General features: G+C 63.8%; 27 protein-coding genes and 1 tRNA gene. 20 read left to right on the top strand and 8 right to left on the bottom strand.

Annotated elements, in window-relative coordinates; all coding sequences use genetic code 11:
- Window positions 1–27 precede the first annotated feature (27 nt).
- The 4 genes from RQH14_RS20595 to RQH14_RS20580 all read left to right on the top strand — a co-directional run bounded on the left by RQH14_RS20595 (window position 28) and on the right by RQH14_RS20580 (window position 3,208).
- Window positions 28–681 carry a bacterial proteasome activator family protein gene (locus RQH14_RS20595; protein ID WP_311214984.1) on the top strand — a complete coding sequence of 218 codons (654 nt, stop codon included), beginning with the start codon at window positions 28–30 and terminating at the stop codon, window positions 679–681.
- 8 nt (window positions 682–689) lie between these two features.
- A complete protein-coding gene (locus RQH14_RS20590) occupies window positions 690–1,130 on the top strand; it encodes a hypothetical protein (RefSeq protein WP_089593773.1) in 441 nt (146 codons plus the stop codon).
- Window positions 1,131–1,265: 135 nt separating this feature from the next.
- A complete protein-coding gene (locus RQH14_RS20585; protein WP_311214983.1) occupies window positions 1,266–2,105 on the top strand; it encodes an aldo/keto reductase in 840 nt (279 codons plus the stop codon).
- Between the two features lie 149 nt (window positions 2,106–2,254).
- A complete protein-coding gene (locus tag RQH14_RS20580) occupies window positions 2,255–3,208 on the top strand; it encodes an AsnC family transcriptional regulator (protein WP_311214982.1) in 954 nt (317 codons plus the stop codon).
- On the opposite strand, the gene RQH14_RS20575 is transcribed toward RQH14_RS20580, so the two are convergent.
- A complete protein-coding gene (locus RQH14_RS20575) occupies window positions 3,192–4,640 on the bottom strand; it encodes an amidase (protein WP_311214981.1) in 1,449 nt (482 codons plus the stop codon). The two genes, RQH14_RS20580 and RQH14_RS20575, sit on opposite strands and share 17 nt — an antisense overlap.
- A gap of 266 nt (window positions 4,641–4,906) precedes the next feature.
- Between RQH14_RS20575 and RQH14_RS20570 the strand changes: the two genes are divergently transcribed.
- From RQH14_RS20570 to RQH14_RS20555, 4 genes are all read left to right on the top strand, one after another.
- Window positions 4,907–5,656 carry a DUF5058 family protein gene (locus RQH14_RS20570; protein WP_311214980.1) on the top strand — a complete coding sequence of 250 codons (750 nt, stop codon included), beginning with the start codon at window positions 4,907–4,909 and terminating at the stop codon, window positions 5,654–5,656.
- Window positions 5,657–5,702: 46 nt separating this feature from the next.
- Complete coding sequence (locus RQH14_RS20565; RefSeq protein ID WP_311214979.1) at window positions 5,703–6,443, top strand: hypothetical protein; 741 nt, start codon at window positions 5,703–5,705, stop codon at window positions 6,441–6,443.
- Window positions 6,444–6,492: 49 nt separating this feature from the next.
- Window positions 6,493–7,731 carry an amidohydrolase gene (locus RQH14_RS20560; RefSeq protein ID WP_311214978.1) on the top strand — a complete coding sequence of 413 codons (1,239 nt, stop codon included), beginning with the start codon at window positions 6,493–6,495 and terminating at the stop codon, window positions 7,729–7,731.
- Between the two features lie 75 nt (window positions 7,732–7,806).
- Complete coding sequence (locus tag RQH14_RS20555) at window positions 7,807–8,238, top strand: DUF3592 domain-containing protein (RefSeq protein WP_311214977.1); 432 nt, start codon at window positions 7,807–7,809, stop codon at window positions 8,236–8,238.
- A gap of 54 nt (window positions 8,239–8,292) precedes the next feature.
- On the opposite strand, the gene RQH14_RS20550 is transcribed toward RQH14_RS20555, so the two are convergent.
- Window positions 8,293–8,365 (bottom strand) — tRNA-Thr (locus RQH14_RS20550).
- 216 nt (window positions 8,366–8,581) lie between these two features.
- Between RQH14_RS20550 and RQH14_RS20545 the strand changes: the two genes are divergently transcribed.
- Window positions 8,582–9,313 (top strand): HAD family hydrolase, encoded by a 732-nt coding sequence (locus tag RQH14_RS20545; RefSeq protein WP_311214976.1) that lies wholly within the window; start codon window positions 8,582–8,584, stop codon window positions 9,311–9,313.
- Here the strand turns inward: RQH14_RS20545 and RQH14_RS20540 are convergent.
- The 3 genes from RQH14_RS20540 to tmk are packed head-to-tail and all read right to left on the bottom strand — an operon-like array spanning window position 9,310 to window position 12,721.
- Complete coding sequence (locus RQH14_RS20540; protein WP_311214975.1) at window positions 9,310–10,905, bottom strand: alpha/beta hydrolase; 1,596 nt, start codon at window positions 10,903–10,905, stop codon at window positions 9,310–9,312. The genes RQH14_RS20545 and RQH14_RS20540 overlap by 4 nt on opposite strands.
- A gap of 8 nt (window positions 10,906–10,913) precedes the next feature.
- Complete coding sequence (locus RQH14_RS20535) at window positions 10,914–12,065, bottom strand: DNA polymerase III subunit delta' (protein ID WP_311214974.1); 1,152 nt, start codon at window positions 12,063–12,065, stop codon at window positions 10,914–10,916.
- Complete coding sequence (tmk, locus tag RQH14_RS20530) at window positions 12,062–12,721, bottom strand: dTMP kinase (RefSeq protein WP_311214973.1); 660 nt, start codon at window positions 12,719–12,721, stop codon at window positions 12,062–12,064. The genes RQH14_RS20535 and tmk overlap by 4 nt, the downstream gene beginning before the upstream one ends.
- An 82-nt stretch (window positions 12,722–12,803) precedes the next feature.
- On the opposite strand from tmk, the gene RQH14_RS20525 reads away from it, so the two are divergent.
- Window positions 12,804–13,988, top strand: a complete 1,185-nt coding sequence (locus tag RQH14_RS20525; RefSeq protein WP_311214972.1) for an aminotransferase class I/II-fold pyridoxal phosphate-dependent enzyme — start codon at window positions 12,804–12,806, stop codon at window positions 13,986–13,988.
- A 10-nt stretch (window positions 13,989–13,998) separates the two neighbouring features.
- Complete coding sequence (locus RQH14_RS20520; RefSeq protein WP_311214971.1) at window positions 13,999–14,340, top strand: DUF2516 family protein; 342 nt, start codon at window positions 13,999–14,001, stop codon at window positions 14,338–14,340.
- Between the two features lie 32 nt (window positions 14,341–14,372).
- Here the strand turns inward: RQH14_RS20520 and RQH14_RS20515 are convergent, their stop codons facing one another.
- Window positions 14,373–15,194: a class I SAM-dependent methyltransferase gene (locus RQH14_RS20515; protein WP_311214997.1), complete on the bottom strand. Its 822-nt coding sequence runs from the start codon at window positions 15,192–15,194 to the stop codon at window positions 14,373–14,375.
- Window positions 15,195–15,264: 70 nt separating this feature from the next.
- On the opposite strand from RQH14_RS20515, the gene RQH14_RS20510 reads away from it, so the two are divergent.
- A complete protein-coding gene (locus RQH14_RS20510) occupies window positions 15,265–16,011 on the top strand; it encodes a phosphoglyceromutase (protein ID WP_311214970.1) in 747 nt (248 codons plus the stop codon).
- Between the two features lie 79 nt (window positions 16,012–16,090).
- Here the strand turns inward: RQH14_RS20510 and phoU are convergent, their stop codons facing one another.
- Window positions 16,091–16,744, bottom strand: a complete 654-nt coding sequence (phoU, locus tag RQH14_RS20505) for a phosphate signaling complex protein PhoU (RefSeq protein WP_026548399.1) — start codon at window positions 16,742–16,744, stop codon at window positions 16,091–16,093.
- A gap of 199 nt (window positions 16,745–16,943) precedes the next feature.
- Between phoU and RQH14_RS20500 the strand changes: the two genes are divergently transcribed.
- Both RQH14_RS20500 and RQH14_RS20495 read left to right on the top strand, forming a co-directional pair.
- Entirely contained in the window at window positions 16,944–18,269 is a 1,326-nt protein-coding gene (locus tag RQH14_RS20500; RefSeq protein ID WP_311214996.1) for an ATP-binding protein, read from the top strand.
- Window positions 18,266–18,946: a response regulator transcription factor gene (locus tag RQH14_RS20495; protein WP_020608526.1), complete on the top strand. Its 681-nt coding sequence runs from the start codon at window positions 18,266–18,268 to the stop codon at window positions 18,944–18,946. The genes RQH14_RS20500 and RQH14_RS20495 overlap by 4 nt, the downstream gene beginning before the upstream one ends.
- A 93-nt stretch (window positions 18,947–19,039) precedes the next feature.
- Here RQH14_RS20495 and RQH14_RS20490 read toward each other — a convergent pair whose 3' ends face one another.
- Window positions 19,040–19,576 carry a hypothetical protein gene (locus RQH14_RS20490; RefSeq protein WP_311214995.1) on the bottom strand — a complete coding sequence of 179 codons (537 nt, stop codon included), beginning with the start codon at window positions 19,574–19,576 and terminating at the stop codon, window positions 19,040–19,042.
- Window positions 19,577–19,869: 293 nt separating this feature from the next.
- Here RQH14_RS20490 and RQH14_RS20485 point away from each other — a divergent pair, with 293 nt between their 5' ends.
- The 6 genes from RQH14_RS20485 to rlmB all read left to right on the top strand — a co-directional run bounded on the left by RQH14_RS20485 (window position 19,870) and on the right by rlmB (window position 24,718).
- Entirely contained in the window at window positions 19,870–20,352 is a 483-nt protein-coding gene (locus RQH14_RS20485) for a CarD family transcriptional regulator (RefSeq protein ID WP_011690592.1), read from the top strand.
- A gap of 111 nt (window positions 20,353–20,463) precedes the next feature.
- Window positions 20,464–21,246 carry a 2-C-methyl-D-erythritol 4-phosphate cytidylyltransferase gene (gene ispD, locus RQH14_RS20480; protein WP_311214968.1) on the top strand — a complete coding sequence of 261 codons (783 nt, stop codon included), beginning with the start codon at window positions 20,464–20,466 and terminating at the stop codon, window positions 21,244–21,246.
- The gene (gene ispF, locus RQH14_RS20475; RefSeq protein WP_311214967.1) at window positions 21,246–21,803 is read left to right on the top strand and encodes a 2-C-methyl-D-erythritol 2,4-cyclodiphosphate synthase; all 558 of its coding nucleotides are present in this window, start codon (window positions 21,246–21,248) and stop codon (window positions 21,801–21,803) included. The genes ispD and ispF overlap by 1 nt, the downstream gene beginning before the upstream one ends.
- Window positions 21,796–22,152 carry a hypothetical protein gene (locus RQH14_RS20470; protein WP_311214966.1) on the top strand — a complete coding sequence of 119 codons (357 nt, stop codon included), beginning with the start codon at window positions 21,796–21,798 and terminating at the stop codon, window positions 22,150–22,152. Before ispF ends, RQH14_RS20470 begins: the two co-directional genes overlap by 8 nt.
- Window positions 22,153–22,187: 35 nt before the next feature.
- On the top strand, window positions 22,188–23,645 hold the full coding sequence (gene cysS / locus RQH14_RS20465) for a cysteine--tRNA ligase (RefSeq protein ID WP_311214965.1): 1,458 nt from the start codon (window positions 22,188–22,190) through the stop codon (window positions 23,643–23,645).
- Between the two features lie 80 nt (window positions 23,646–23,725).
- Entirely contained in the window at window positions 23,726–24,718 is a 993-nt protein-coding gene (gene rlmB, locus RQH14_RS20460; protein WP_311214964.1) for a 23S rRNA (guanosine(2251)-2'-O)-methyltransferase RlmB, read from the top strand.
- Window positions 24,719–25,449 lie beyond the last annotated feature (731 nt).

Raw genomic sequence — 25,449 nt, 5'->3', positions numbered from 1 at the left:
GCGTGAACCCCATGAGAGTATGAACGAATGAGCGATCTGAACGACATTCAGCCCACGGATGAGGCTTCGGACGACAAACCCGTGGAGGGAACCACTCTGGACGAGGGCCTTGAGAATCCCGATGGACAGCAGCCCGGCGGGGGAGAGTCCGGGAAGGATGCCAAACCCAAGGGCGGTAATCTTCACGAACTTGTTGACGAGCCAGCCAAAGTGATGCGAATCGGCACCATGATCCGCCAGCTCCTGGAGGAAGTAAAAGCCGCGCCCCTGGATGACGCTGCACGCGGGCGCCTTGCAGAAATCCATGAGCGCTCCATCAAGGAACTCGAAGATGGGCTCGCCCCTGAACTCATCGAGGAGCTGGAACGCATCAGTTTGCCTTTCCCCGATGAAAAGGCGCCCTCCGATGCGGAACTTCGCATTGCCCAGGCACAGCTGGTGGGTTGGCTGGAAGGCCTGTTCCACGGCATCCAGGCAGCCATCGCCGCCCAGCAGGCCGCCAAGGAACATGCCGCCGCGCAGATGCAGCTTCGTCAGCTGCCGCCAGGAACTGTCATCGCGCCGGGCGTCGTCATTGGCGAAAACGGCCAGCCACAGCGTGCCGCAGCGCCGGGAGCTCCTGGTGCTGCTGCGCAGGGCCGGCCGGAAGACCCCGACCACGGTCCGGGTCAGTACCTCTGAGTTCGCACGTGGGTTTCTTTGGGGCCGTCCGCCAAGGACGGAAAGACGATCTGGAGCTCGGCAAGGGGTTGTGGCGACGCGCCCACGACCGTTTCCACCGTGGCCTGGACCGGTACCACCAGGTTCTTGAAGGCGTTGACGATGACCAGTTGTACAACGAACTTGTACAGATCGCCAACGAGCTCGCCGAGTTGTCTCCGCGCGTGAGGACCATTTGCGTGGAGGCGCAACGGCGCTCCCCGAGCGATGGCCTTGATGTTCCGGGGGCGCTGGCAGGTGTCCACCGGGCGTTGTCCAAGGCTGGAAACTCCCTTGCCACCACTGCGGAGGCGGCCGCAATGTTGAGGTTGGCCGTTGGCCCGGTTCCTGTGGGGGCGCTCTCTGTCCGGCGGCGCTCGGAGTCTGTCTTCGAGCAGGTGGCTGACGCGGAGCGTCAGCTCGGAGCCTAACGAACCGACAAATATGCAAAGCGTGCGCAACTACACGCGCACGCTTTTATTCCTCCCGCGCAATAAGTTAAGCGCATAGCTGATCTCCGTAACATTCCGGGCTTTTCACAGGTTTGTGCTGGCAGTATGGCAGACATGACTTCGTCACCAACACTTACTTTCAACGACGGCAACACCATCCCCCAGCTCGGCTACGGGGTGTGGCAAGTTGAAGACGATGTAGCCGAAAAGGTGGTGCGCCAGGCTTTTGAAGCCGGCTTCCGCCACATCGATACCGCCAAGATCTACGGCAACGAGGCAGGCGTCGGTCGAGCCATTGCCTCCTCCGGCCTTTCCGCCGAGGAAATTTTCATCACCACCAAGCTGTGGAACGCCGACCAGGGCTACGAATCCACGCTTGCAGCGTTCGAGGAGTCCATGGACCGCCTCGGCCTCGAGACCCTGGATCTGTACCTGATTCACTGGCAGCAGCCCAAGCAGGAAAAGTACGTTGACACCTGGAAGGCGCTCATCGAGCTCAAGAAGCGCGGCCGCGTCAAGTCCATTGGTGTCTCCAACTTCACCAAGGAAGGCCTGCAGCACATCATCGATGAAACCGGTGTTGTTCCGGCCATCAACCAGGTTGAGCTCCACCCGTTCTTCAACCAGGCCGACCTTCGCGAGTTCAACGCCTCCAAGGGCATCCTGACTCAGGCCTGGTCCCCGCTGGGCCAGGGTGGCGAGCTGCTTGAAAGCGCCACGGTTGCTGAGATCGCCGCCAAACACGCTGCCACGCCTGCCCAGGTAGTCATCGCCTGGCACCTGGCCATCGGCAACGTGGTCATTCCCAAGTCCGTCACCGAGTCCCGCATTCAGGAGAACTTCGCGGCGCTCAACGTCACTCTGGACGCCACCGACATCGAGGCGATTAACAGCTTGGACCGCGGTGCCGAAGGCCGCATCGGACCGGACCCGGCAGTTTCCGACTTCGCCTAAGTCTGAAGCCTGGGTTAGGTGCCCCGTCCCCTCCTTGGGGGCGGGGCACCTGCCGTTAAAGCGCGACGGCGGCATCCGCCGTCGTGACGCAACGCACCTCAGTCCGTGGTGAAATTGAGCAACCCCAGCGGACAGAGGACGGAGCTTGCATGGTGGTGTTTGACGCATTGGAGCGGCAGATCGTTGCCGCGCTCCAACTGGATCCGCGCTGCCCGTGGCGGAAGATGGCGGCGGTCCTTGGCGAAGCAGAACGAACGGTAGCCCGCAGGGGTTCACAGCTTGTGGAGTCCGGAGCCGTCGCTGTAGTGGGCATCCGGCCCCGGCCGGCCGTGGTGCTGGTGGAGATGAGGTGCCTGCCCGGCACAGTGCGGGCCGCGGCCCAGGCGCTCTCGCAGCGGACTGACACGACGTTTGTCTACACCACTACCGGAACGGGCGATTGCGTGGCGGAGATCCTCACCGAGCCGTCCCGTATGGCCGATGTGCTGTCTGATGAATTGCCGTCCACCATAGGCTTGCGCGACGCCACGAGCTACCCGGTCCTGCGGTACTTCCGGACTATCCGTGGCTGGCGACCGGAAATCCTCACTGCCGATAAAGCGGAAGCGCTCCGCTCCAGTCTCACCCCCGACTCCGGCGCCCTGGTGCCGCCGCAGGATTTGAGCCGCCAGGACAATGAGCTCGTCGACGCCCTCTGTGCCGACGGTCGGATGAGTTTTGAAGCGTTGGGTCGCCGTGTTGGTGTTTCGGAGGCAACGGCAAGGCGACGCAGTGAGTGGCTGCTGGGAAACAACCAGATCCACTTGCGGGCAATCGTCGAGCCCGCATCCTTTGGTTTGGGAGTCGAAGCTCTGCTCTGGATCCGGGCCTCGCCGCAGCATGTAGAACAGGTAGGAAAAAGCCTGGCAGAGCTTCCTACTGTCCGTTATGCGGCGGCTATCGCCGGCGACTACCAGATCATGGCCGACGTCACGGTAGAGGACATGGCAGCCCTCTACCGCTGCATCACGGATTCGGAGTGGGCACACAACGCCGTCACCGTGGATGTGTCCATCCTGCTGGACGCCCGAAAGCGTGGCGGTCGGGTTATGCGCGGACGGTAGTCAGCGGCTCTCGGGCTGACGTGACAACCGGAGCGACGGCGGCGTACCCGGTTTGCTGTTCGAAGGCGTGGCCGTAACGGAGCAACTGCATGTCCGTGTAGTGGTTACCGGCGAGCTGCAGGCCGATGGGGAGGCCTGCGGAGCTGAAGCCAGCCGGGACGCTGAGCACGGGCAGCCCTGTGGCGGACAACAGGCAGGCTGAGCGCATCCAGTCGAGGTAGGTCTCGGAGGGAACGCCGGCAATGTCCGCGGGATAGCGCAGTGCGGCGTCGAAGGGGAGTACCTGGGCGCAGGGGCTGGCGAAGAGGTCGTAGCGCCCAAAGAATGACTGGACGCTGCGTTCCAGGCGAGTGCGGGCTGCGGCTGTCTCGATCAGGTCGCGCGCGGTGAGGTCGAAACCCTTTTGGACGTTCCAGTGCACTTCCGGTTTGATGACGTCTCCAGCGCGCTCCAGGATGGGCCCCAGTCCTGCGGCGAAGTCCATGGCCCGGGTGTTGCCGAACACCAGGTCGGCCTCGCTGAAATCGGGAGTGGCTTCTTCCACGGTTGCGCCGAGGCCTTCGAAGACCGCGAGCTGCCGTTCGAGGTGCTCCAGGATCTCAGGGTCCACCGGCACCCCAATGCCAAAGTCCCGTGACCAGCCAATCCGGACCCCGCGCATGTCGGCCTCTAGTCCAGCCTGGAAGGCCTCCGGATCAAGGCCTGCAGGATACGGCACCCGGGGGTCCTCGCCTGCCGTCACGGACATGAACAGGGCAATGTCCTTCACGCTTCGGGCCATGGGACCGGTCCTTCCCAGCCACGCGTAGGCGTTGACGTCGGACGGCATGGGGATCACCGCCGTCGACGGCCTGAAACCCACCACGTTGCAGAATGACGCCGGGATGCGGAGCGAGCCGCCCATGTCGCTGCCGTCGCCGATGCTTTGGACGCGGGAGGCGACGACGGCGGCCACCCCGCCGCTGCTGCCGCCGGCGCTGAGGGTGGGAGCGTACGGGTTGGTGGTGGTCCCGAAGAGGTCGTTGAACGTGTGGGGGCCGGCACCAAACTCGGGAACGTTCGACTTCCCGGTACTGACCACCCCGGCCGCCTTCAGCCGGGCAATGATGAGGTCATCGGTGTCGGGAACAAAGTCACGCAGGGCAAGCGAGCCCTGGGTGGTGCGCATCCCGGCGGTGTTGTTGGTGTCTTTGTGTGTCATGGGCACGCCGTGCAGGGGCGGGAGGTCTGCCCCCGATGCCGTCATTTGGTCCGCGCGGTGGGCCAGGGCCTGGGCACCTTCGGCGTCGAGGGTCACTACTGCGTTGATCACAGGGTTCACATCGGCGATGCGTTCCAGATGGTCGGCCAGGGCTTCGCGCGCAGAAATCTTCTTTTCCCGGATCGCTGCGGAAAGTTCGACGGCGGACAGCTCGCCAATGGTGTCAGGCATGGTGCTCCTTTGCTGGATGTCTACAGCTTGAAGTGTGCCGGGTCACATCCAGTCGCGGAAGTCTGCACCCGACGAAAGCAAGCTATGACGGATTCGGCCTGGATCCCGGCTGATTCCGTCAGCTATTGTGTGTGATCCGGCTCATAGTGAATGGTGTTGGTAACCCCATGGCCGATCTGGTTACTGGGTATGGATTTGCCCCACAGCACCAATGCCGCACAGCGTCGTCCGGTCGCGGACTGGGGGGCTCACACCCGGAGGTTTCCATGCACCAACCCCTGGCACTGCAACCGTTCGCCCCCACCGATTCGACCGACATCATGGCTATCGCCAACAATCCTGTCCTGTGGATCTGCGTGGCCGGCGTCTTCGGCGTCATCATCATCCAATCCGTGATTTTCATGAAGGCTGCCCGACGCGCAGCGCCATCCGTTGAGATGAGTCCGCAGGACATCAAGACCTCGTTCCGTTCCGGTGCAGTCTCCGCAATCGGACCGTCCTTGGCCGTATCACTCGTAGCCATCGCTTTGCTGGGCCTCTTCGGCGCACCGGCTGTGCTCTCCAGAATTGGTTTGATCGGTTCCGCTGCATACGACGTCTCCGCAGCCGGCATCGCCGCAGGCTCCATGGGCGCGAAGCTCGGCGACGCCAGCTACACGCAGAGTGTCTTTGCCGTCGCGTTCTTCGCCATGAGCATCGGTGGTGCCATGTGGATGCTCGCTACCTTGATCCTGACTCCGCTGCTCCGCAAGGGTGATGCCAAGATCCGCTCCGTGAACCCTGCGGCCATGGCTATCGTCCCCGCGGCTGCCCTGATCGGTGCCTTCTCCTGCCTGGGCTTCACCGAACTCCCCAAGTCCGGCGTTCACGTGGTGTCCTTCCTCATCTCCGCCGCAGTCATGGGGTTGTGTCTGCTGCTGGCCAAGAAGCTCGGCAAGAGCTGGCTGCGCGAGTGGGGGCTCGGCTTCTCCATCGTCATCGGGCTGGGCGCCGCCTACCTCGCCGTCGGCGCCTGATCCCCACTCCCCGCCCCTGTCTTTGAGCACGAAAGGAACACCCCGTATGTCTTCCACTACTTCCGCTCCCATCACCACCGCCAGCAACTCCTCCATGGCTGAGTTCGGCCGCACCACATCCCGCTGGGGTCAGATCACCATGATCTGTGGCCTGCTGATCTCGGTAGCCGGTCCACTGTTCCTTGTCTTCACCAGTGGCCTGGACATCGGCGCCGCACAGCTCTGGATCGCCTTCGCTGCGGTGGCCGCAACTTTCGGCATCATCTGGATCGTGGAGCCACTGACGTACTACCCGATCCTCGGGCCCGCCGCGATGTATCAAGCCTTCATGATCGGCAACATCTCCAACAAGCTCCTTCCGGCCGCTCTGATCGCGCAAACCAACATCGGTGCCAAGCCAGGCAGCAAGCGCGCCGAGCTGGCCGCCGTCGTCGCCATCTGCGGGGCCGCAGCAGTCCACTTGATCTCGCTTGCGATCTTCGTAGGGCTTCTGGGGAGCTGGCTGATCAGCGTCATCCCGCCGTCGGTGCTGCTGGTGACCCGCCTGTATGTGCTGCCCGCCGTTCTTGGCGCAGTGCTGGTACAGGCCATCGTGTCCATGAAGCAGCCCCGCACCACGGTGTTCGCGCTGGTGGTCTCGGCCGTCGTCGTGTTTGTTGTGCTGCCCCTGGCGCCGTCGCTCGCCATGGTGTCCACCGCGATCGCCGTGCTGGGCACCATCCTGCTGGCATGGTTCTTCCGGGGTAAGACCACCATCACCGAAGCGAAGCCGATCCACATCGAGTAGCCGGCCCCAACGCCTCCCCAGCACCCACGACCACCAGGAAGACAGGCCCATGACCCACACCGCCACAGCCCTCCACCTCGACGCCCAACAAACCTCCAAACTGCATTCCCTGTACCGGCACCTCCACGCACATCCGGAACTGTCCATGCAGGAGTTCGCCACGGCCTCCCTCATCGAGGAACAACTGGACGGTTTGGGGATTGAGCACTTCCGCTGCGGCGGCACGGGAGTCGTAGGTGTTCTGAGGAACGGTGACGGTCCCGTGGTGGCGTTCCGCGCCGATTCGGATGGCTTGCCCATCGAGGAAGCCACCGGGCTGGACTATGCCAGCACGGATACCGGCACCCTTCCAGACGGTACGGTGGTCCCCGTCATGCACGGCTGCGGCCATGACACGCACGTGGCCAGCCTGCTGGGCGCCGCCGAAGTGCTGGCAGGGAATCCGGATGCTTGGTCCGGAACCCTGGTGCTGATCTTCCAGCCGGGCGAAGAGACTGCCGCCGGCGCGCTCGCGATGCTCCACGACGGTCTGTGGGACAAGGCGCCGCGGCCGGAGGTGGTCTTCGGGCAGCATGTCATGCCTCGGCCGGTGGGTACTGTTGCGATTTCCAGCGGGCCGGTGGCTGCCATGGCGGATTCGCTGCGGGTCACCGTGCACGGCCAGCAGTCGCACGGTTCCCAGCCGCAGGATTCCATCGATCCCATCGTCATGGCCGCGCACATGGTCACGAGGCTCCAGGGGATAGTGTCCCGCGAGCTGGATCCGCGCAAGTCCGCCGTCGTCACCGTGGGAACCTTCCACGCGGGACTCAAGGAGAACATCATCCCGGCCTCGGCCGAGTTCACTCTCAACATCCGCACCTTCGACGACGACGTCCGCGGCCAGGTCCTCTCTGCCGTTCGCCGCATCATCGAGGCCGAGGCCGCTGCGTCGGGGGCGCCCGCGCCGGTCATCGAGGAAATGTACCGCTTCCCGCAGTGCTTCAACGATCCCGACGCCGTCCTTCCCGTCATCGAGGCACTGCGGCTGGCGTTGGGGGCTGAGGCAGTGGAAATCACCCCGCCGATGATGGGCAGCGAAGACTTCGGGCACCTGGGCACCGCGATCGGAGTGCCGTCCGTGTTCTGGATGTTCGGTGGCACGCCTGCCTCCGGGCATAAAGGACCCGGTCCCGTCCCCGTCAACCACTCGCCGTTCTTCGCACCCGAGCTGGAAGGTGCTCTGGCCGGGGGAGTCTCGGCCGCCGTCGCCGTGATGATATCCCGGCTGGGTGAGCATCGCGGGTGAGGACCTGTGTGGCGCTTGCCGGCCGCCCATCGCTGACCCCTGACATAATCGTGGGGACTCAACTGGGGGAACTACGTGAAGATTGTTCTGTACATCGTGTGGATGCTGTTCGTTGCGGGCGTCATCTGGGCCTTGGTCCGCAGCTACCGGAAATCCCGCGAGAAGGAAAAGCTGATCACCACCTGGCCCAAAGCCCTGGCCACAGTGACCGGGAGCCGGGCCGGGTGGACAAGTGGAGTAGGCAACAGCAGCCGCAACCGGCGCTTCTGGCCCCGCTATGAATTCCGTGACCCGCGTGGGGTGGTCTACTTGGGGGAATCCGAGGTGTCTTTGGCGAATGAGCCCTTGCCAGGCTCGCCGCTCCAGGTGGCATACAACCCGGAGGATCCCAACCAGTCGTTCCAGCCGGTAAAGGAGTCCCGACTGCTTATCGGCTGCCTGGCACCAGTCTTTGGACTGTTGGCCCTTGGCTCATTCTGGTTTATTGGCGTCTTCCCGCTGGGGTGAAGCCGGGCAAGCAAAAACCCCGCTGGTTCAACGAACCAGCGGGGTTTTTCTCTGAGCTTCCTATCAGAATCGAACTGATGACCTTTTCATTACGAGTGAAACGCTCTACCGACTGAGCTAAGGAAGCACCGCGTTCATCACCGGTTTCCCGGGCGATCACGCAAGACATAACTGTAATAGAGGCACCGTACCCGGGTCAAAACGAGCGCGGCGGCGGCCGTTGCGGGGATGTTCACCCCTGCGTCGGGCCGGGTTCAGGCAGGCGTTTCCCGGCCGCCGGAAGCTGGGGAATCAACTGTGGCGGGCTGCACCCGTTACACGGACAAGCCGAAGGAGCCGCCCAATGACCGGGGACGCATTGAAAAGGGACGCCAGCCACACTTCCAACCGACTGAGGCTGGCGGTGGTGGACATGGTGGGCACCACCATCACCGATGATGGCCGCACGGAGCGGGCCATGTCCCGGGCGCTGGTAGAGCACGGCATCGAACCCGGCAGCAGCAGGTTCGAGAGCATGTTGGGTTACGCCCGCGACACCATGGGCTTTTCGAAGCTGACCGTGTTCAGCCACCTTTTCGACGACGCAGAGGTTTCAGCCAGCGCCAACAAGGTCTTTGAGAAGGCGTACGACCAAATGATCGACGACGGCGGTGTCCGCGCGGTTCCGGGCGCGGAGGACGCCATCCTGTGGATGCGTGAGTCCGGCATGCGGGTGTGCCTGGCCACCGGCTTCGGCCGCCACACGCAGAACATGGTGCTGGAATCCCTGGGCTGGATGGGCTTGGCAGACCTCAGCCTGTGCCCTGCCGACGCCGGACGTGGACGGCCTTACCCGGACATGATCCTGACTGCCGTGCTCGCCCTGGACCTTGACGACGTCCGCGAAGTAGCGGTGGTCGGCGATACGAGCTCGGACATGTTGTCGGGCATCCGTTCAGGTGCCTCCCTCATCGCCGGCGTGCTGACGGGCTCGCACTCCGAGGCGACGCTACGCGCAGCCGGCGCCACGGTCGTGGTGGATTCCATCAAGCAACTCCCACTGCTGGTGGAGAAGCGCGAAGCCAGGCATCTTTAGCACATGAGGCCGTCCTGCGGCAGCTTGCCATCAACAAAGTACTCGTCGACGGCGGTGCTGACGCAGGAGTTCGACCGGCCGTAGGCGGTGTGCCCCTCACCTTCCCAGGTGACCAGTGAGGCGTTTTCCAACTGCTTGCGCAGCGACTGGGACCACTCGAGGGGAGTGGCGGGGTCGCCGGTGGTGCCCACCACCACGATGGGAGCGGACCCGTTGTATTCAACAGGTGCAGGCGTCCGGGTGTTCTTGTACGGCCAGTCCTTGCAGTTGACTCCGCCGTAGGCAAAGAAAGAACCGAACGTGGGGGAGTCCTGGATCAGGCGGGCTTCCTCGGCCCGCATGCCCGCGGTGTCAGTGACCATGGGGTAGTCCAGGCAGTTGATGGCTTGGAACGCGAAGGCGGAGTTGGAGCTGTAGCTGCCGTCGGCCTCACGGTCAGCGCCGAGGTCGGCAAGCCGCATCATCTGCGACACATCCCCGGAAAACGCACTTTCCAGTGCCTGTGTAAGGGCGGGCCAGCTTTGGTCGTTGTACAGCGGCAGGATCAGCCCGTTGACGAAGTCATTGCTGGTCACCAAACGGCCGTCCTTGGCGGTCTGGGGGTTCTGGTCCACGGCGTTGATGAGGTCCCTGATCTCCTGGACGCCGTTATCTACGGATCCACTGAGCGGGCACTGGTTCTGGCCTTGGCAACTGGCCACGTAGGTACGGATCGCCCGTTCGAACGCCCGTGCTTGTCCGGCAGTCAGTTCCTCGTTGCTGATGGACGGATCCACGGCACCATCCAAGACAAGACGGCCCACGTTGTCCGGGAAGAGGGCAGCGTAAGTGGATCCCAGGAAGGTGCCGTAGGAGAAGCCCAGGTAGTTGAGCTTGGCGTCGTTGAGCACGGCGCGAAGGACATCCAGGTCCTTGGCCGCGCTGACGGTATCGATATGCCCCAGGACATCCCCGGTCTGCTCTGAGCACTGCTCAGCGAAGGACTTGTTGAAGGCCAGTGCGGCTTCCAGTCCTTCGTCGGTGTTCTTCCGGAACACTTTTTCGCGGGCAGCATCACGTTCGGCGTCTGTCATGCAGGTGACGGGAGCGGAGCGTTTCACGCCGCGGGGATCAAAGCCCACCAGATCGAAGTTGTTCTTCAGCTTTTCGGTGAAATTGGTGTTGCCTGCATCCTTGATGTAATCCACCCCGGAGCCGCCCGGGCCGCCGGGGTTGACCAGGATTGATCCCTGCTTGTTGCCGGTGCTGGGCAACTTGATGACGGAGAGCGTGATTTCACCGGACCCCGGGTTGGCGTAGTCCTTGGGCACCTGGACTTTGCCGCACTGGAAGCCATTCTCGCAAGAACTCCACTCCACCGGCTGCGAGTAGAACTTCTCCAGGCCCTTGGGCGCCGAGGCTGCTATGGAGGGATCCACAGTGCTGGTGGAGGGCTTGGCAGTGGGGGCCGGCAGGAACGGCACAGTGCAGGCGCTCAGCACCAGAGCGGCAGCTACGGCAACACAGGCAGCCACGAAGCCGCGACGGGCCCCACGCTGGGCGGACCGGTCCCTTGAAGGGGCACCGGCGGGCCGGCGGGGTGCGGACGTCATGGGTTCTCCTATTGCTGGATGAGGCTCGTGGCCATGGACTCGACCGCCAACAGGGGAGCCACGTTGGTGGTGGTGATTCGGACACGGGCTTTGTTGATGGCGTCCATCCGGGCCAGGGTGGTTTCCGGGGTTGAACTGCCGGCGTAGTCTTCCAGTTCGCTCTTGAGCTCAACGTTGACCAGTTCCACCGCGTTCCCCAACTGAATGATCAGTACGTCCCGGTAGAAGGACAACAGATCCGTCAGAGTGCGGTCCAGAGAGTCGGTGATGGACCGCTTGGCCCGCCTTTTCTGGTCGTCCTCAAGCTGCTTGACCTGGCTGCGCATGGAGGGCGGCAACGTGCCGGACTCGGGGGCGCCGAGGCTTGCCAACAGGGCAATTTTTTCTGCCGCATCGCGCTCGTCATTGGAGCTGTTGGCTTCTTCAGTGGCGATTTTCACCAGCTTCTCGGCCATCATCACAGCAGCAGTGACGCCGCGGAGGCCCAGGGGAATCCGTACGGTATCCAGACGCCGCTGCCTGGCGTCGGAGTCGCGCGCAAGCCGCCGGGCAATACCGATGTGGCTCTGCGCAGCACGTGCCGCGCGGTCAGCGAGTTGGCGTTCGACGCCGTCGCGCCTGACCAGGAGATCGGCGACGTCGGAAGCCGGCGGAAGCCGAAGGCTCACCGGACGGCACCGGGAACGGATGGTGACCAGGACGTCGGCGGGGGAGGGGGCACACAACATCCAGATGGTGCGGGGCGTGGGTTCCTCGATCGCCTTCAACAGGACGTTGGTGGTCCGCTCGGCCATGCGGTCCGCGTCCTCCACCACGATGATCCGCCACCGGCCAGTGGCAGGCCGGTCACCTGCTTTGGAGACCAGTGCACGGGCCTCGTCAATGGTGATGGTGACTTTCTCGGTCCGCACAAACGTCACATCGGAGTGGGTCTCGCCGAGAATCGTGTGGCAGGCCGCGCAGTCACCGCAACCGCGAAGGGAGACGTCGTCCTGCTCGCAGTTCAGCGCAGCAGCGAAGGCCTTGGCCGCGTTGGAACGGCCGGATCCCGGAGGACCGGTGAACAACCAGGCATGGGTCAGGCCGGTTTCGCCCTGCGCCGCCTGTTTCAATTGCGCTACAACGGGTGCCTGCCCTTGGAGGTCGTCCCAGACACTCACGGACGGTCGCCCGCAACCCGTTCGGCCAGCAAGGACTCCACCCGCTCCAGGATCTGGGCGGCGAGGGCCTCAACGTCGGCATTGGCCGGGAGGACCAGGTAGCTCGACGGTGCAGCCTCGGCGAGTTCCAGGAAAGCATGGCGGATGGCGGAGTGGAAAGCATCAGGCTCGGACTCCAGCCTGTCCTCCGCGGCGTCCCCGGCAGTCCGGCGCCGGCGGCCATCTGAGGGATCGACGTCGAGCAGTACGGTCAGGTCCGGGCTCAGGCTTTCCGTGGCCCACTGGTTGAGCGTCAAGACACCCTCGGCACCCAAGCCGCGTCCGGCACCCTGATAGGCCACTGATGAGTCGATGTAGCGGTCAGTGATGACCACCATTCCCTCGGCCAGCGCAGGGCGGATCACCTGGCTCGCGTGGGCGGCCCGGGCCGCAGCAAACATGAGCGCTTCCGTGCGGGCATCGATGGTTCCGTGTCCATGGTCCAGGACCAGGGAACGCAATTTCTCGCCAATGGGGGTGCCCCCGGGTTCCCGTGTGCGCAGCACGGAACGTCCCCGCGACTGAAGGGCGTCAGCGAGCCGGGCTGCCTGCGTGGACTTGCCCGCTCCGTCCCCGCCTTCGAAGGCGATAAATAGACCTGGGCTCTGAATACTCACGCGTCTAGCCTACCGAGCTTCACTGACATCAAGACGCGTAACGCCTTTCATCCACAGCCTCGCCCGCCACTAGGCTGAAACCATGAGCCTTTCCGATCAGCACGCCGCCGATTTGTCTCCGGAAACCGTTGTAGTTGCTGCCGGACGCCCCGAACGCGCCCACGATGAGCCGGTGAATCCGCCCATCGTCCTGTCCTCCACATACTTCGGCACGGGTTCATTAGGCGACGGGGACCGCGGCTACGGACGGTACGCCAACCCCACATGGGACCCGTTCGAGGACGCACTCGCCAAGCTGGAGGGCGCTACCCTCCCGGGCCTGCTGTATGCCTCCGGACTCGCAGCCGTCAGTTCCGCGCTGTCCCTCGTTCCCGCCGGCGGCGTAGTTGTCATGCCGTCCCACAGCTACGCAGGTTCCCTGGTCATGGCCACGGAGTTGGCCGAGAAGGGTTTCCTGGAGCTGCGCACGGTGGACATCACGGACACGGATGCCGTGAAGGCCCTCATCAGCCCGGACAAAGGCAAGAAGGCCGATCTCCTCTGGCTGGAGAGCCCCACCAACCCCATGCTCGGAATCGCCGATATCCGCGCACTGACCGACGCCGCGCACGCAGCGGGCGCAATCGTGGTCACGGACAACACTTTCTCCACGCCCCTGGTGCAGCAACCGCTCAGCCTGGGTTCCGACGTCGTACTTCACTCGGTGACCAAATACCTGGCCGGACATTCGGACGTCGTCCTTGGCGCGCTGGTGACCTCCAACCCGGAGCTGCGTGCCACGCTGCTGCACCACCGCATCATCCATGGTGGAATCGCCGGCCCGTTCGAAGCCTGGCTGGCGTTGCGTGGCCTGCGCACGCTGGCGCTGCGGATTGAGCGCTCGCAGGCGTCCGCGGCAACCCTTGCCGAACGCCTCAGCAGCCACCCCCGGGTAGAAAGCATCCGCTACCCGGGCCTGCCCACCGATCCCGGACACGAGCGCGCCAAGGTACAGATGAAGGGCTTCGGCTCCATCCTGTGCATCCAGATTGCCGGAGACGAACACCGCACCGGTGCCGACGCTGCGGATGAACTGGTCCGTGCGCTGCAGCTGTGGCTGCCCGCAACGTCGCTGGGTGGCGTCGAGTCACTGATTGAACGTCGACGCCGCCACACAGCCGAGCCACTCAGCGTTCCAGAGAACCTGGTCCGCTTGAGCGTCGGAATCGAAAACGTGGAAGACCTTTGGTCCGACCTTGAGCAAGCGCTGAAGTCGCTGGACGGCTAGGCTAAAGGGCGTGGACGGAAAACTCTTGATTGCCTTTGTCACCAGCGGGGTCTACTTGATCCTTGGCCTGGTGGCCCTCGCCCTGGAAGTGTGGGCCTTCGCTGACTGCCTGCGCCACCGCCCGACGCTCTTCGTGGCCGCTTCCAAGCGGACCAAGACGTTCTGGACTGCCCTCACTGGCATTGCTTTTGCCATCGGCGCACTGACGGTCTTCACCGGCGGAAACGGCTTGGGCCTCTTCGGCATCGCTGCTGTCACCGCAGCCTGCGTATACCTCGCCGATGTCCGTCCTGCCCTGCGCGAGGCCGGCAGCGGCGGCAACCGCAACGTCGGCCCTTACGGTCCCTGGTAGGCACTGCCCCTGATAAGCGCTGCAGGAAAGCGTTACCTGGGCGCCACGGCGTCCCACGCCACTGTCACTTCACCGAGGCGCCACCGCGCCGGTCCGTCCTGAAGCGGCCACCCGGCGTCGCGCAATGAACGGCACATACCTGTCCACCGTTGCCGGTTTCCGAACGACGCCAAGGGTGCCGCCTCCAGCCAGGCCTTGTCCATCGCCTGCAGGAACGCGTGAATTGGTTCGCCGGGAACATTCCGGTGAATCAGGGCTTTTGGCAGTCGCTCAGCGATCTCCGAGGGCAGCTCGAAACTGCCGAACCGTACCGAAAAACTAAGGCTCAACGGGCGCTGGGAATCCAATGCCACCCACGTCACCCGGCGGCCGATCTCATCACACGTACCGTCAATGAACAGGCCCCCCGGCGCCAGCCGCGACTGCACCAGCCGCCAAATCCCGGCAACGTCGGCTTCCTCGTATTGGCGCAGCACGTTGAAGGCACGGACCAGCACTGGATTTCCGGGCACGGGAACCTCAAAGCCCCCAACGTGGAAGCTCAGGCCGGGCCGCTCCAGTGCTTTGGCGGTCCTGACGCGCTCCGGTTCGATCTCGATGCCGCAGACGCGCACGTCAGGCCTTACGGCCTGCAGGCGTTCGAAAAGTTCGACGGCGGTGGTCGGCGATGCGCCATATCCCAGGTCCACCACTAAAGGCTCGACGGCGGCGCGGAGCCGCCACGCCTGCGGCCCGGCCAGCCAACGGTCCAAGCGGCGCATGCGGTTGGGATTCGTGGTGCCGCGGGTGATGTTTCCGACAGGCTTTCCGCCCCGACTGCGGGGAGAGCCCACCCGTTCCGCTTTTTGCACCACGGCCACCACTTTATCTCGCGCGGACGTAATGCCGGGCAGGCAATGGAGCCGCTCAGCTAGGATGAAAACCATGACTTACAAGCTGATTCTGCTGCGCCACGGCCACAGCGACTGGAACGCCAAGAACCTGTTCACCGGTTGGGTGGACGTTGACCTGAACGATCAAGGCCGCCAAGAAGCAGTGCGCGGTGGAGAGCTCCTGGTTGAGAACAACATCCTCCCGGACGTCCTCTACACCTCGCTCCTGAAGCGTGCCATCAACACCGCCAACATGGCGCTGGACAAGGCCAACCGCGGCTGGATCCCGGTCAAGCGCGACTGGCGCCTCAATGAGCGCCACTACGGCGCCCTGCAGGGCAAGGACAAAGCCCAGACCCTGGCCGAGTTCGGTGAAGAGCAGTTCATGGAATGGCGCCGCAGCTACGACACCCCGCCGCCGCCCCTGTCCGACGACAGCGAATTCTCCCAGGCACACGATCCCCGCTACGCGGACCTCGGCGACGCCCTCCCGCGCACCGAGTGCCTCAAGGATGTCCTGGTCCGTCTGCTCCCTTACTGGGAATCGGACATCAAGGAAGACCTCAAGGCCGGCAAGACCGTCTTGGTCACCGCGCATGGCAACTCGCTGCGCGCGCTGGTCAAGCACTTGGACGGCGTCAGCGACGAAGCCATTGCCGGCCTGAACATCCCCACGGGCATCCCGCTGGTGTATGAACTGGACGAGGACTTCCAGCCCATCAACCCCGGCGGAACGTACCTGGACCCCGACGCCGCTGCCCAAGCCATCCTCGCGGTAGCCAACCAGGGCAAAAAATGACGCTGTAGTTACACCAACGACGGCGGCCGGTCACCTCAGGTGACCGGCCGCCGTCGTTGTTTCTGCGGTATGAAAAGGGCTAGAAGCCCTCAGGCTGCCATTCGCCCGTCACCAGGTAGGTGACCTTCCGGGCAACGGAGACGCCGTGATCGGCGAAGCGCTCGAAGTAGCGGCTGGCCAAGGCGACGTCCACGGTGGTGGACGGGCTTTCGCTCCACTCCGGGGCGGCGATGGCCTTGAAGACGCTGAGGTGGAGGTCGTCCACGGCGATGTTGATCTTGAGGATGTCGCGGGCCACCTCGAGGTCGCGGGTCTCAAGGAGTTCGATCACCTTGGCGGTGATCTCGATGTCGTGCTGCGCCATGGCCTTGAAGGTCTGGGTCAGTGACGCGGGGATCACGGTGGCCGGGTAGCGCAGGCGCGCCAGCTGGGCTACGTGGCGGGCGAGGTCACCCATGCGTTCCAGCGACGCACTCATGCGCAACGAACCTACGATCATACGGAGGTCGCTGGCCACGGGGCCCTGCAAGGCAAGGATGTCGATGGCGCGCTCGTCGAGGCTGTTCTGCAGGAAGTCGATCCGTGCGTCTGCCGCGATGACGTCCTGGGCAAGATCCACATCTGCGCCTTCGAAGGACGTTGTTGCCTTCGTGATTGCTTCGTGAACCAGCTTGGAGATCTCGATGAGGTCGTCACCTACCTGGGTGAGCTCCTCCTGAAAAACCTTGCGCACTAAGGCGTCCTTTCCTTGGAAATCCGGTTCCCTCGATGCGGGCCGGACTTCAAAACCATTGGCAGTCCAACCAGTAACTGTGTCAGGACCCAGTGAACTGTTCGGCACCTTTAGATGAACGTTAGTTGAACCGTCCGTGTTTGGCGCCGGATCACTGCTTGCCCGTCTTTCCACAGCATAAGCTGGAGCCGTGGATCCATTGCTCATAGGTGTCGTCGCCGGCCTCGTTGGCCTGTCGTTGGGCGTCTTTGGCATGCTCGCGTTCAGGATCAGCGAGCGGCAGCGGAGCATCGTGGACCTGGACGTTACCGAGCCCCGCCTTCCTGACGGGGCCGCGGAGGTGCTTGCCGTCGTCGGGCGTGCGTTCGTTGTGGTGGACGTGATCGACGGCGTGGTGCGCGCCAGTCCCGCTGCGTACGCCTACGGTCTGGTCCGCGGACATACTGTGGTGCACAAACAACTCTTGGACATGACTGCCAAAGTCCGCCGCGACGGCGTGATCCTGGAGCAACAGTACGAGCTTCCCCGGGGTCCATTGGGCAAGGGCACCATCGTGGTGCAGGTGCGGGCCGCCATGCTGGGCCAGGAATACATCGTGCTCCTCGCGGACGACCGCACGGAAATCACCCGCACCGAAGAGATCCGCAACGACTTCGTGGCCAACGTGTCCCACGAGCTCAAGACTCCCGTCGGCGCGATCTCGCTCCTGGCTGAAGCCCTGGAAGCCTCGCCGGATGACGAGGAAGCCGTACGCCGCTTCGCCAAGCGCATGCACAAGGAATCCGGCAGGCTCGCAGCCCTGGTGCAGGACATCATCGAACTCTCCCGCCTGCAGGGCGCCAACGTCGCCCAGCAAGGGCACACTGTGGACATCAACACCGTGATCACCGAGGCAGTGGATCGCTCGCAGCTGCCGGCGGAGAGCAAGAACATCCAGATCGTGGTGGGCGGCCACTCAGACTCACTGGTCTTCGGCGACCGGGACCTGCTGGTGACTGCGCTGCGCAACCTGATCGACAACGCCATCCGCTACTCGCCCGAAAACACGCGGGTGGGAGTGGGCATCCGAACCCGGGAGGGCGTAGTCGCCATCTCCGTGACGGACCAGGGCGAGGGCCTGACGCCCGAGGATCAGGAACGCGTCTTTGAACGCTTCTACCGCGTCGACGCCGCACGTTCACGGCACACAGGCGGCACCGGTCTTGGCCTGAGCATCGTCAAGCACGTAGTCTCCAACCACGGCGGCGAGGTGACCGTCTGGTCCCAGCCCGGCCAGGGATCCACGTTCACCATCCGCCTGCCCGAGATGGAAGGCCAGGACGACGACGACGCCCTGCCGGCTCCCGCTGCTGCAGCGGACGCGCCCGGGGAACGACGTAAGGCGCCTGCCGCCGCCGTCGAAACCCGCCAGGCGGTTCACCAAGCCAACAATGCGATTCAACAAACCGCTGTCGCGGGTACACCCCGGATCGCGGGTCAACAAGGGGGCGCCAGCGGCGCCCAAGAGCAAGGAGCCAGCGCTTGAGCCGGATTTTGATTGTGGAGGACGAAGAGTCCTTCAGCGACCCCCTGTCCTATCTCCTGGGCAAAGAGGGCTTTGACGTCGAGGTAGTGGACAACGGCAGCGATGCCCTGGTGGAGTTCGACCGGAACGGTGCGGACCTGGTCCTCCTGGACCTGCAACTGCCAGGAACTCCGGGAACGGAGGTGTGTCGTCAGCTGCGCCAGCGATCCAGCGTGCCCGTCATCATGTTGACGGCCAAGGACTCGGAGATCGACAAGGTAGTTGGCCTGGAACTCGGCGCCGACGACTACGTCACCAAGCCCTACTCTTCCCGCGAGCTCGTGGCCCGTGTCCGTGCGGTCCTTCGCCGCCAGGGCGAGCCGGAGGAACTCATCACGTCCACCGTGCAGGCTGGTCCTGTCCGCATGGACATTGAACGGCACGTGGTCAGCGTCAACGGCGAACAGGTGTCGCTGCCGCTGAAGGAGTTCGAGCTGCTGGAGATGCTGCTCCGCAACTCGGGCCGGGTGTTGACGCGCGGCCAGTTGATTGATCGTGTGTGGGGTTCGGATTACGTTGGCGACACCAAGACGCTCGACGTTCACGTGAAGCGCCTCCGCAGCAAGATTGAGCCCGATCCCTCAGCACCCCGCTACCTGGTGACGGTGCGTGGGCTTGGCTACAAGTTCGAGCCGTAAAGACTTCGCGGCAATAGCAGCGGTAATGACAAAGGAAGGGTCCCGCCTCGGCGGGACCCTTCCTTTGTTGTATGGCTTGTAGCGTGCTGCCTGCTAGTGGCCGGCTGCTGCAGACTCGGTGGACGTCGACGTCGACGTCGGCGTTGCCGTAGGGGTCGGTGTGCTGGGCAGGTACTTGCGGTACTCGGCCAGCGTGCCGTCAACCACCGGAACGTTGATCGTGGCGGAGTCCGAACCGTTGCGGATGGTGACCGGAGTCAGCCCACCGGGGATCACGCCCGCGGTGCTCAGGATGGCGGCGTCCGTGGTGTCGTTCAAGAACGTTTCCGAGTTCGCCTTGACGGGAACCTCGGTCTGGGCGCCGTTCGCACCGCTGATGGTGAGCGTCGCGTCCGTGCTGGACTGGTTGAACACAGCACCGATCACACGGCCGGGCTCGTTCTCACCGGAGGCAACAATCAGGATGTTGCGCAACTGCAACTGACCGAGATCAGCTTTGATCCCGTCCGATGCCGAGTACTGGTGGGTAGTCTGCTGGGCGTTGACGAATCCGCAGCCGGTGACGGACAGAAGACCGACGCCGATTGCAGCCGCCGCAATTGCCAGCTTGCCGCGCTGGACAGGGTTCATCGCAGTATTGCGCACGACACCTACTCCTCAAGAGTCATTGGAACACTTTTCAGCCATAGCCTATCGGCAAACCCGCCAAAAAAAGGATTCGGGAGGCCATTATGGCGCCGGCGCGGGAGGAGATCTTGGTCGCACGTTGCTTGCTCGAAGCATCTTTCCCGGATTACGTCAAGACCATGGAGGAAGTCGTTTAAGGCCTTTTTCCCTGTATTGGCGCGGTAGAACGGCCTGCTGGGTGCCAGTCGTATGCCTTAATCGTGATAGACTAATCTGCGGGAAAGGGGAAAGTCCACATGGTTTTTGAGGTCGGCGAGACAGTAGTTTACCCTCACCACGGTGCAGCAAAAATTGAGGAAATCAAGATGCGCACCATCAAGGGCGAAGAGAAGATGTATCTCAAGCTCAAGGTGGCTCAGGGTGATCTGACCATTGAAGTTCCAGCAGAGAACGTTGACCTTGTTGGGGTCCGGGACGTAGTGGGCAAAGAAGGCTTGGAGCACGTATTTGACGTTCTCCGCGCCGAGTTCACTGAAGAGCCTACCAACTGGTCACGTCGTTACAAGGCGAACCTGGAGAAGCTTGCTTCAGGCGATGTCATCAAGGTGGCGGAGGTCGTTCGCGATCTTTGGCGTCGTGATCACGATCGCGGCCTTTCCGCAGGCGAGAAGCGGATGCTGGCCAAGGCGCGGCAGATTCTGATTTCAGAACTGGCCCTGGCTGAGAAGACCGACGAAGAGAAGGCTGCAAGCGTTCTTGACGAGGTCTTGGCTTCCTAAGAATTGAGCCCCGGTGGTGCGAAAGCGCCGCCGGGTTTCTTTTTGCCCAAATACGGTCGGAGGTACTTGAACATCAAGTATCTTCAAGTACTTCCAAGTAACCTTGGGCGCATGAGTAATCCTTCCAAGCGCGCCGTTACGGCCGTGATCGTGGTTGCCGCCGGTTCCGGTGAGCGCCTCGGCTACGGCATGCCCAAAGCCCAGGTTCCGCTGGGCGGCGAAGCCATCCTGATGCATGCCCTCCGCGGGGTGGTCGCTGCGGACGTCGCACGCCAGATCTGCATTGCGGTGCCTCAAGGCGACACGGAGCTCCGCGAACTGATCGCCGACTTCACCATTGACCTGGTGGATGGCGGCCCGGAAATCTCAGTGGTCGACGGCGGAACATCCCGCGCGGATTCAGTCCGCGCTGCTTTGGCTGCTCTGGAGGACGGCACGGAATTCGTCCTCGTGCACGATGCCGCCCGCGCACTGGCCCCTGAGCGCGTTTTTCAGCGGGTAGCCGACGCCTTGGCCTCCGGCGCGAAAGCCGTCATTCCCGCCATGCCGGTGGTGGACACCATCAAGACCGTCGCCGAGACGACGGGCACGGACTCGTCCATTGCACCGGAGCTAGTCACGGGAACGGCGCCGCGCGAACACCTCAGGGCCGTGCAGACGCCGCAAGGCTTCGAGCTGGCCACCCTGCGCCGCGCCCACGAGGCTGCTGAATTCTTTGACGACAAGCAAGCCGCAGCCGTGACGGACGACGCGATGCTGGTGGAGCTGGTGGGCGTTCCGGTCCACGCCGTCCGCGGGGCCAGCCAGTCCCTCAAGATCACCACTCCGCTGGACCTCATCATCGCTGAAGGCCTCCTGGAAGGTCCGCTGGGGATTCGCTGGGTGGAGGGCTGATGACTTTGAGCCAGGACATGATCCTGCCCCGCACCGGTGTTGGCATCGACGTGCACGCTTTCGCCCCCGCCGACGACCCCCAGCCGCTGTGGTTGGGCGGGCTGTTTTGGGAAGGCGAACAAGGACTTTCCGGGCATTCGGATGGCGATTGCGTGGCCCACGCGGCAGCCGACGCGCTCTTCTCCGCCTGCGGGATCGGCGATCTCGGCACGCACTTCGGTACGGACCGGCCCGAGTTCGCTGGCGCCTCCGGAGTCAAACTCCTGGGTGAAGCGGCCCGCATCGTTCGCGCGGCCGGCTTCGAGATCGGCAACGTTGCAGTGCAGTTCGTGGCCAACCGTCCCAAGTTCGGCCCCCGCCGGGAAGAATCCCAGGAGGTCCTGACCGAGGCCGCGGGCGCGCCTGTCAGCGTCACGGCCACTACAAGCGACGGCCTCGGCTTCACCGGCCGTGGCGAAGGAATTTCCGCTGTTGCCACCGCACTTGTGTACCCGGTCACCGGGCATAAGGTACAGGCGTCCGAGCCGGGTCCCGCGAAAGGTGCGCCGCATGCATAAGCCACGTACCGGCGTCGTGCGTTCCGCAGTGGCGCTGTCCGCGGGCCTTGCCGCTGGGATCCTGCTGGGCGGTTGTGCGGGGACACCGAAGATGGACGTGGCGGCCAGCTGCGAATTCCTGAACAACGACACCTTCAAGCCTAACGGCAACCAACAGCAGCAGTCCAAACAGATCGCCGCGCACTATCACGAGATCGCTGACAAGCTGGCTCCGGAGATCGGCAACCCGATCAAAGACATGGCGGCGATCATGGACGAAGCTGCCGCTTCATCGCTTGGCGCAGCCACCAAGGACCAGCAGGAGAAGCTCACGGTCCAGTTCAATAAGATCGGCGAATACTGCAAGTAGGCAGGTCACGCCGCGTCATCGGCTAATCTGGAGCGGTGACCCTGCGCTTCTATGACACCGCCTCCGCCGAAGTCCGCGACTTCGTTCCCCTCGAAGACGGCAAGGCCAGCGTGTACTACTGCGGGGCCACCGTTCAAGGAATGCCGCATGTGGGCCACGTCAGGTCGGCCATTGCCTTCGACCAGCTGACCCGCTGGCTTGAATTCCGTGGCCTCCGCGTCACTGTGGTGCGGAATGTCACGGACATCGACGACAAAATCCTTGCCAAGTCCGCCCAGTCCTTCGGGCCGGACTGGGACGCCGAACCCAGCGCGCACCAAGCTGAAGAGTGGTGGGCGTTGGCCTACCGCTACGAGCAGGAGTTCGAGGACGCCTACGACTCCTTGGGGGTCCAGCGGCCAACCTACGAGCCCCGCGCCACCGGCCACATCCCGGAAATGCACGCGCTCATCCAGCGCCTCATCGACCGCGGCCATGCCTACCCCGCGCTGGACGATTCCGGCGATGTCTACTTTGATGTCCGCTCCTGGAGCAAGTACGGCTCGCTGACGCGGCAAAATATCGATGACATGCAGGGAGCCCCCGACGCCGACCCGCGCGGCAAGCGCGACCCGAGGGACTTCGCGCTGTGGAAGGGATTCAAAGACGGCGAGCCCGTCACCGCCAAGTGGGAGTCTCCCTGGGGTGCGGGACGTCCCGGCTGGCACCTCGAATGCTCTGCAATGGTCACCAAATACCTTGGCCACCGGTTCGACATCCACGGTGGGGGACTGGATCTTCGTTTCCCGCACCACGAGAACGAGATGGCCCAGTCCCAGGCTGCCGGCGACGGGTTCGCCAACTTCTGGATGCATAACGGCATGGTCACCTTCGAGGGCGAAAAGATGTCCAAGTCCATCGGCAACACGGTGAGCCCTGCCGAAATGCTGGAGCTCGCATCGCCCCGCGTGGTCCGCTACTACCTGGGTCAGGCGCACTATCGATCCATCCTGGATTACCGGCCCACCTCGCTGCAGGAGGCTGCGGCCGCCGTCGAGCGTATTGACGGTTTCATTGCCAAAGCGTCGGCCAGGATCAGCGGCGGCTCCTCCTCGGAGGTAGCACCGCAGGCCAACATGCCGGCTGCTTTCATTGCCGCCATGGATGACGACCTCAACGTTCCGCAAGCCCTGGGCGTGCTCCACGAGACCGTCCGGGCGGGCAACACTGCGCTGGCATCCGGCGACCTCGATGCCTCCAAGGCTGCCCTCTACAGCGTCCTTTCGATGACCGAAGTGCTGGGCTTGGATGCGGTCAAGCGTCCGGAAGCTGTGCAGGGACGCGAGCACGCCGCATTGGAAGTGCTGATCAACGCCCAACTCGCAGCCCGTGCTGCCGCCAGGGCCAACAAGGACTGGGCCGCATCCGACGCGATCCGCGACACCCTGGCTGCCGCGGGCGTCGTCGTCGAAGATGGTGCGGATGGGGCCACTTGGAGCCTTAAGCGCGACTGATATACCGGCGCGGCGGCCGAATTGCATCGGGTCAGTAGACTTGATTCCAGACTTACTCACAAAATCAAGGATGGAATCTCATGGCCAACAATGGTCGCCGGTCGGTCAAGCAGAAGAAGGGCCCCACCACCGGAACCGGTGGCCACGGCCGCAAGGCCCTGGAGGGCAAGGGTCCCACGCCCAAGGCGGAGGAACGCACCTACCACAAGGCATACAAGAACAAGCAGCTGGCGGAACGCTCAGCTGCCAAGCGCGGACCGGGCACCCGCCCCGGTGGCGCCGGCGCACGCTCCGGCCCCAAGGGACGTGCAACGGAAGAATTGGTCACCGGCCGTAACTCGGTGGTCGAAGCCCTCCGCGCCGGCATCCCCGCCAAGGCGCTGCACGTCGCCATCCGTATCGAGATGGATGACCGCGTCAAGGAATCCCTCAAACTCGCGGCCGAGCGCGGCATCCCCCTGCTCGAAACCGGCAAGGTCGAGCTCGACCGCATGACCGAGGACGCTGTCCACCAGGGCCTCGTCCTGCAGATCCCGCCGTACGAGTACGAGGACGCCTACGACCTCGCCGAGACAACCCTGGCCAAGTGGAAGAAGGGGCACATCTCCAACGCCCCCATCTTCGTTGCCCTGGACGGCATCACCGATCCCCGTAACCTCGGTGCGATCATCCGCTCCGTGTCCGCGTTCAGTGGCCACGGCGTGATCGTTCCCGAGCGTCGCTCCGTGGGCGTCACCGCGTCCGCATGGAAGACCAGCGCCGGTGCCGCTGTCCGCGTACCTGTGGCCCGCGCGTCGAACCTCAACAACGCGCTGAAGCAGTTCAAGAACATGGGCATCTACGTCCTGGGCCTGGACGGCGACGGCGACGTTTCACTGCCCGACCTCAGCGTTGCCACCGAACCCGTGTGCATCGTGGTGGGCTCCGAAGGCAAGGGCCTCAGCAGGCTCGTCCGCGAAAACTGCGACCAGATCGTCTCCATCCCGATCGACTCAGCCATGGAATCGCTCAACGCATCCATGGCCGTCGGGATCTCGCTGTACGAAGTGTCGAGGCAGCGCGCCGCTAAGTAGTCCACGCTCAGGCGCCGCAGGAGCGGGGGTCGCAGCTGCGGCGCCCGCCATCCTCGCTCAGGCGCCGCAAGGGCCATCCTCCGCATGCTCGCTCGTTCCTCGCTTGGAATCATGCTTCCGGATGGCCCTTGCGGCGCCTTTCGTGTGCCTGCAGTGCCGCCGACGGGTACCAACGCTATCTCACATCCCTCGGGCTTGATCCGCACGCTCTCTCACGTCCCTCGGGCTTGGGGCGGTCGCTCTTTCATGTCCCTCGGGTTTGGGGCGGTCGCTCTTTCATGTCCCTCGGGTTTGGGGCGGACGCTCTTTCATGTCCCTCGGGTTTGGGGCGGACGCTCTTTTCATGTCCCGCGGGTTTGAGCCGATCGCTCTTTCAAATCCCTCGGTATTGAGCCGGACGCTCCGAACTCTTCGGAGCGGCCTACTTTTGGTTCGCGGTAAAGAATGCGTTGACTTTCCCAGGAACTCGACCTCGGCCGTCAACTGCATATTTTCGGCAAGGGGTTCCGGTGCCCGATGCCTGGAAGCCAGTTCCCCACCTTGCTTTCCTCTATTCCGATCTCCTCGGCGACCTGTTTCATCGACCGATCCGTAGAGAGAACCAGCCGTCCTGCCTCTCACGGAACGCGGCCTCATATTTACTTCTGGGCGTGACCATACGGCCGCAAAGGGCTAGTGACGTGAGAGAGGGCCGGCCGGGAGGGCTAGGGATGTGAGAGAGCGCTGGCGGG

The sequence above is a fragment of the Arthrobacter sp. WCS2018Hpa-7 genome, assembly GCF_031843805.1.
GTDB lineage: Bacteria > Actinomycetota > Actinomycetes > Actinomycetales > Micrococcaceae > Arthrobacter.
This window is presented reverse-complemented; position numbering and strand designations above follow the sequence as displayed.

Excerpts from the sequence above, each read along its gene's own strand:
- RQH14_RS20595 (WP_311214984.1), top strand. The coding sequence starts at position 28 with ATGAGCGATCTGAACGACATTCAGCCCACGGATGAGGCTTCGGACGAC.
- RQH14_RS20585 (WP_311214983.1), top strand. The coding sequence starts at position 1,266 with ATGACTTCGTCACCAACACTTACTTTCAACGACGGCAACACCATCCCC.
- RQH14_RS20580 (WP_311214982.1), top strand. The coding sequence starts at position 2,255 with ATGGTGGTGTTTGACGCATTGGAGCGGCAGATCGTTGCCGCGCTCCAA.
- RQH14_RS20575 (WP_311214981.1), bottom strand. The coding sequence starts at position 4,640 with ATGCCTGACACCATTGGCGAGCTGTCCGCCGTCGAACTTTCCGCAGCG.
- RQH14_RS20570 (WP_311214980.1), top strand. The coding sequence starts at position 4,907 with ATGCACCAACCCCTGGCACTGCAACCGTTCGCCCCCACCGATTCGACC.
- RQH14_RS20565 (WP_311214979.1), top strand. The coding sequence starts at position 5,703 with ATGTCTTCCACTACTTCCGCTCCCATCACCACCGCCAGCAACTCCTCC.
- RQH14_RS20560 (WP_311214978.1), top strand. The coding sequence starts at position 6,493 with ATGACCCACACCGCCACAGCCCTCCACCTCGACGCCCAACAAACCTCC.
- RQH14_RS20545 (WP_311214976.1), top strand. The coding sequence starts at position 8,582 with ATGACCGGGGACGCATTGAAAAGGGACGCCAGCCACACTTCCAACCGA.
- RQH14_RS20540 (WP_311214975.1), bottom strand. The coding sequence starts at position 10,905 with ATGACGTCCGCACCCCGCCGGCCCGCCGGTGCCCCTTCAAGGGACCGG.
- RQH14_RS20525 (WP_311214972.1), top strand. The coding sequence starts at position 12,804 with ATGAGCCTTTCCGATCAGCACGCCGCCGATTTGTCTCCGGAAACCGTT.
- RQH14_RS20510 (WP_311214970.1), top strand. The coding sequence starts at position 15,265 with ATGACTTACAAGCTGATTCTGCTGCGCCACGGCCACAGCGACTGGAAC.
- RQH14_RS20490 (WP_311214995.1), bottom strand. The coding sequence starts at position 19,576 with ATGAACCCTGTCCAGCGCGGCAAGCTGGCAATTGCGGCGGCTGCAATC.
- RQH14_RS20485 (WP_011690592.1), top strand. The coding sequence starts at position 19,870 with ATGGTTTTTGAGGTCGGCGAGACAGTAGTTTACCCTCACCACGGTGCA.
- ispD (WP_311214968.1), top strand. The coding sequence starts at position 20,464 with ATGAGTAATCCTTCCAAGCGCGCCGTTACGGCCGTGATCGTGGTTGCC.
- ispF (WP_311214967.1), top strand. The coding sequence starts at position 21,246 with ATGACTTTGAGCCAGGACATGATCCTGCCCCGCACCGGTGTTGGCATC.
- RQH14_RS20470 (WP_311214966.1), top strand. The coding sequence starts at position 21,796 with ATGCATAAGCCACGTACCGGCGTCGTGCGTTCCGCAGTGGCGCTGTCC.
- rlmB (WP_311214964.1), top strand. The coding sequence starts at position 23,726 with ATGGCCAACAATGGTCGCCGGTCGGTCAAGCAGAAGAAGGGCCCCACC.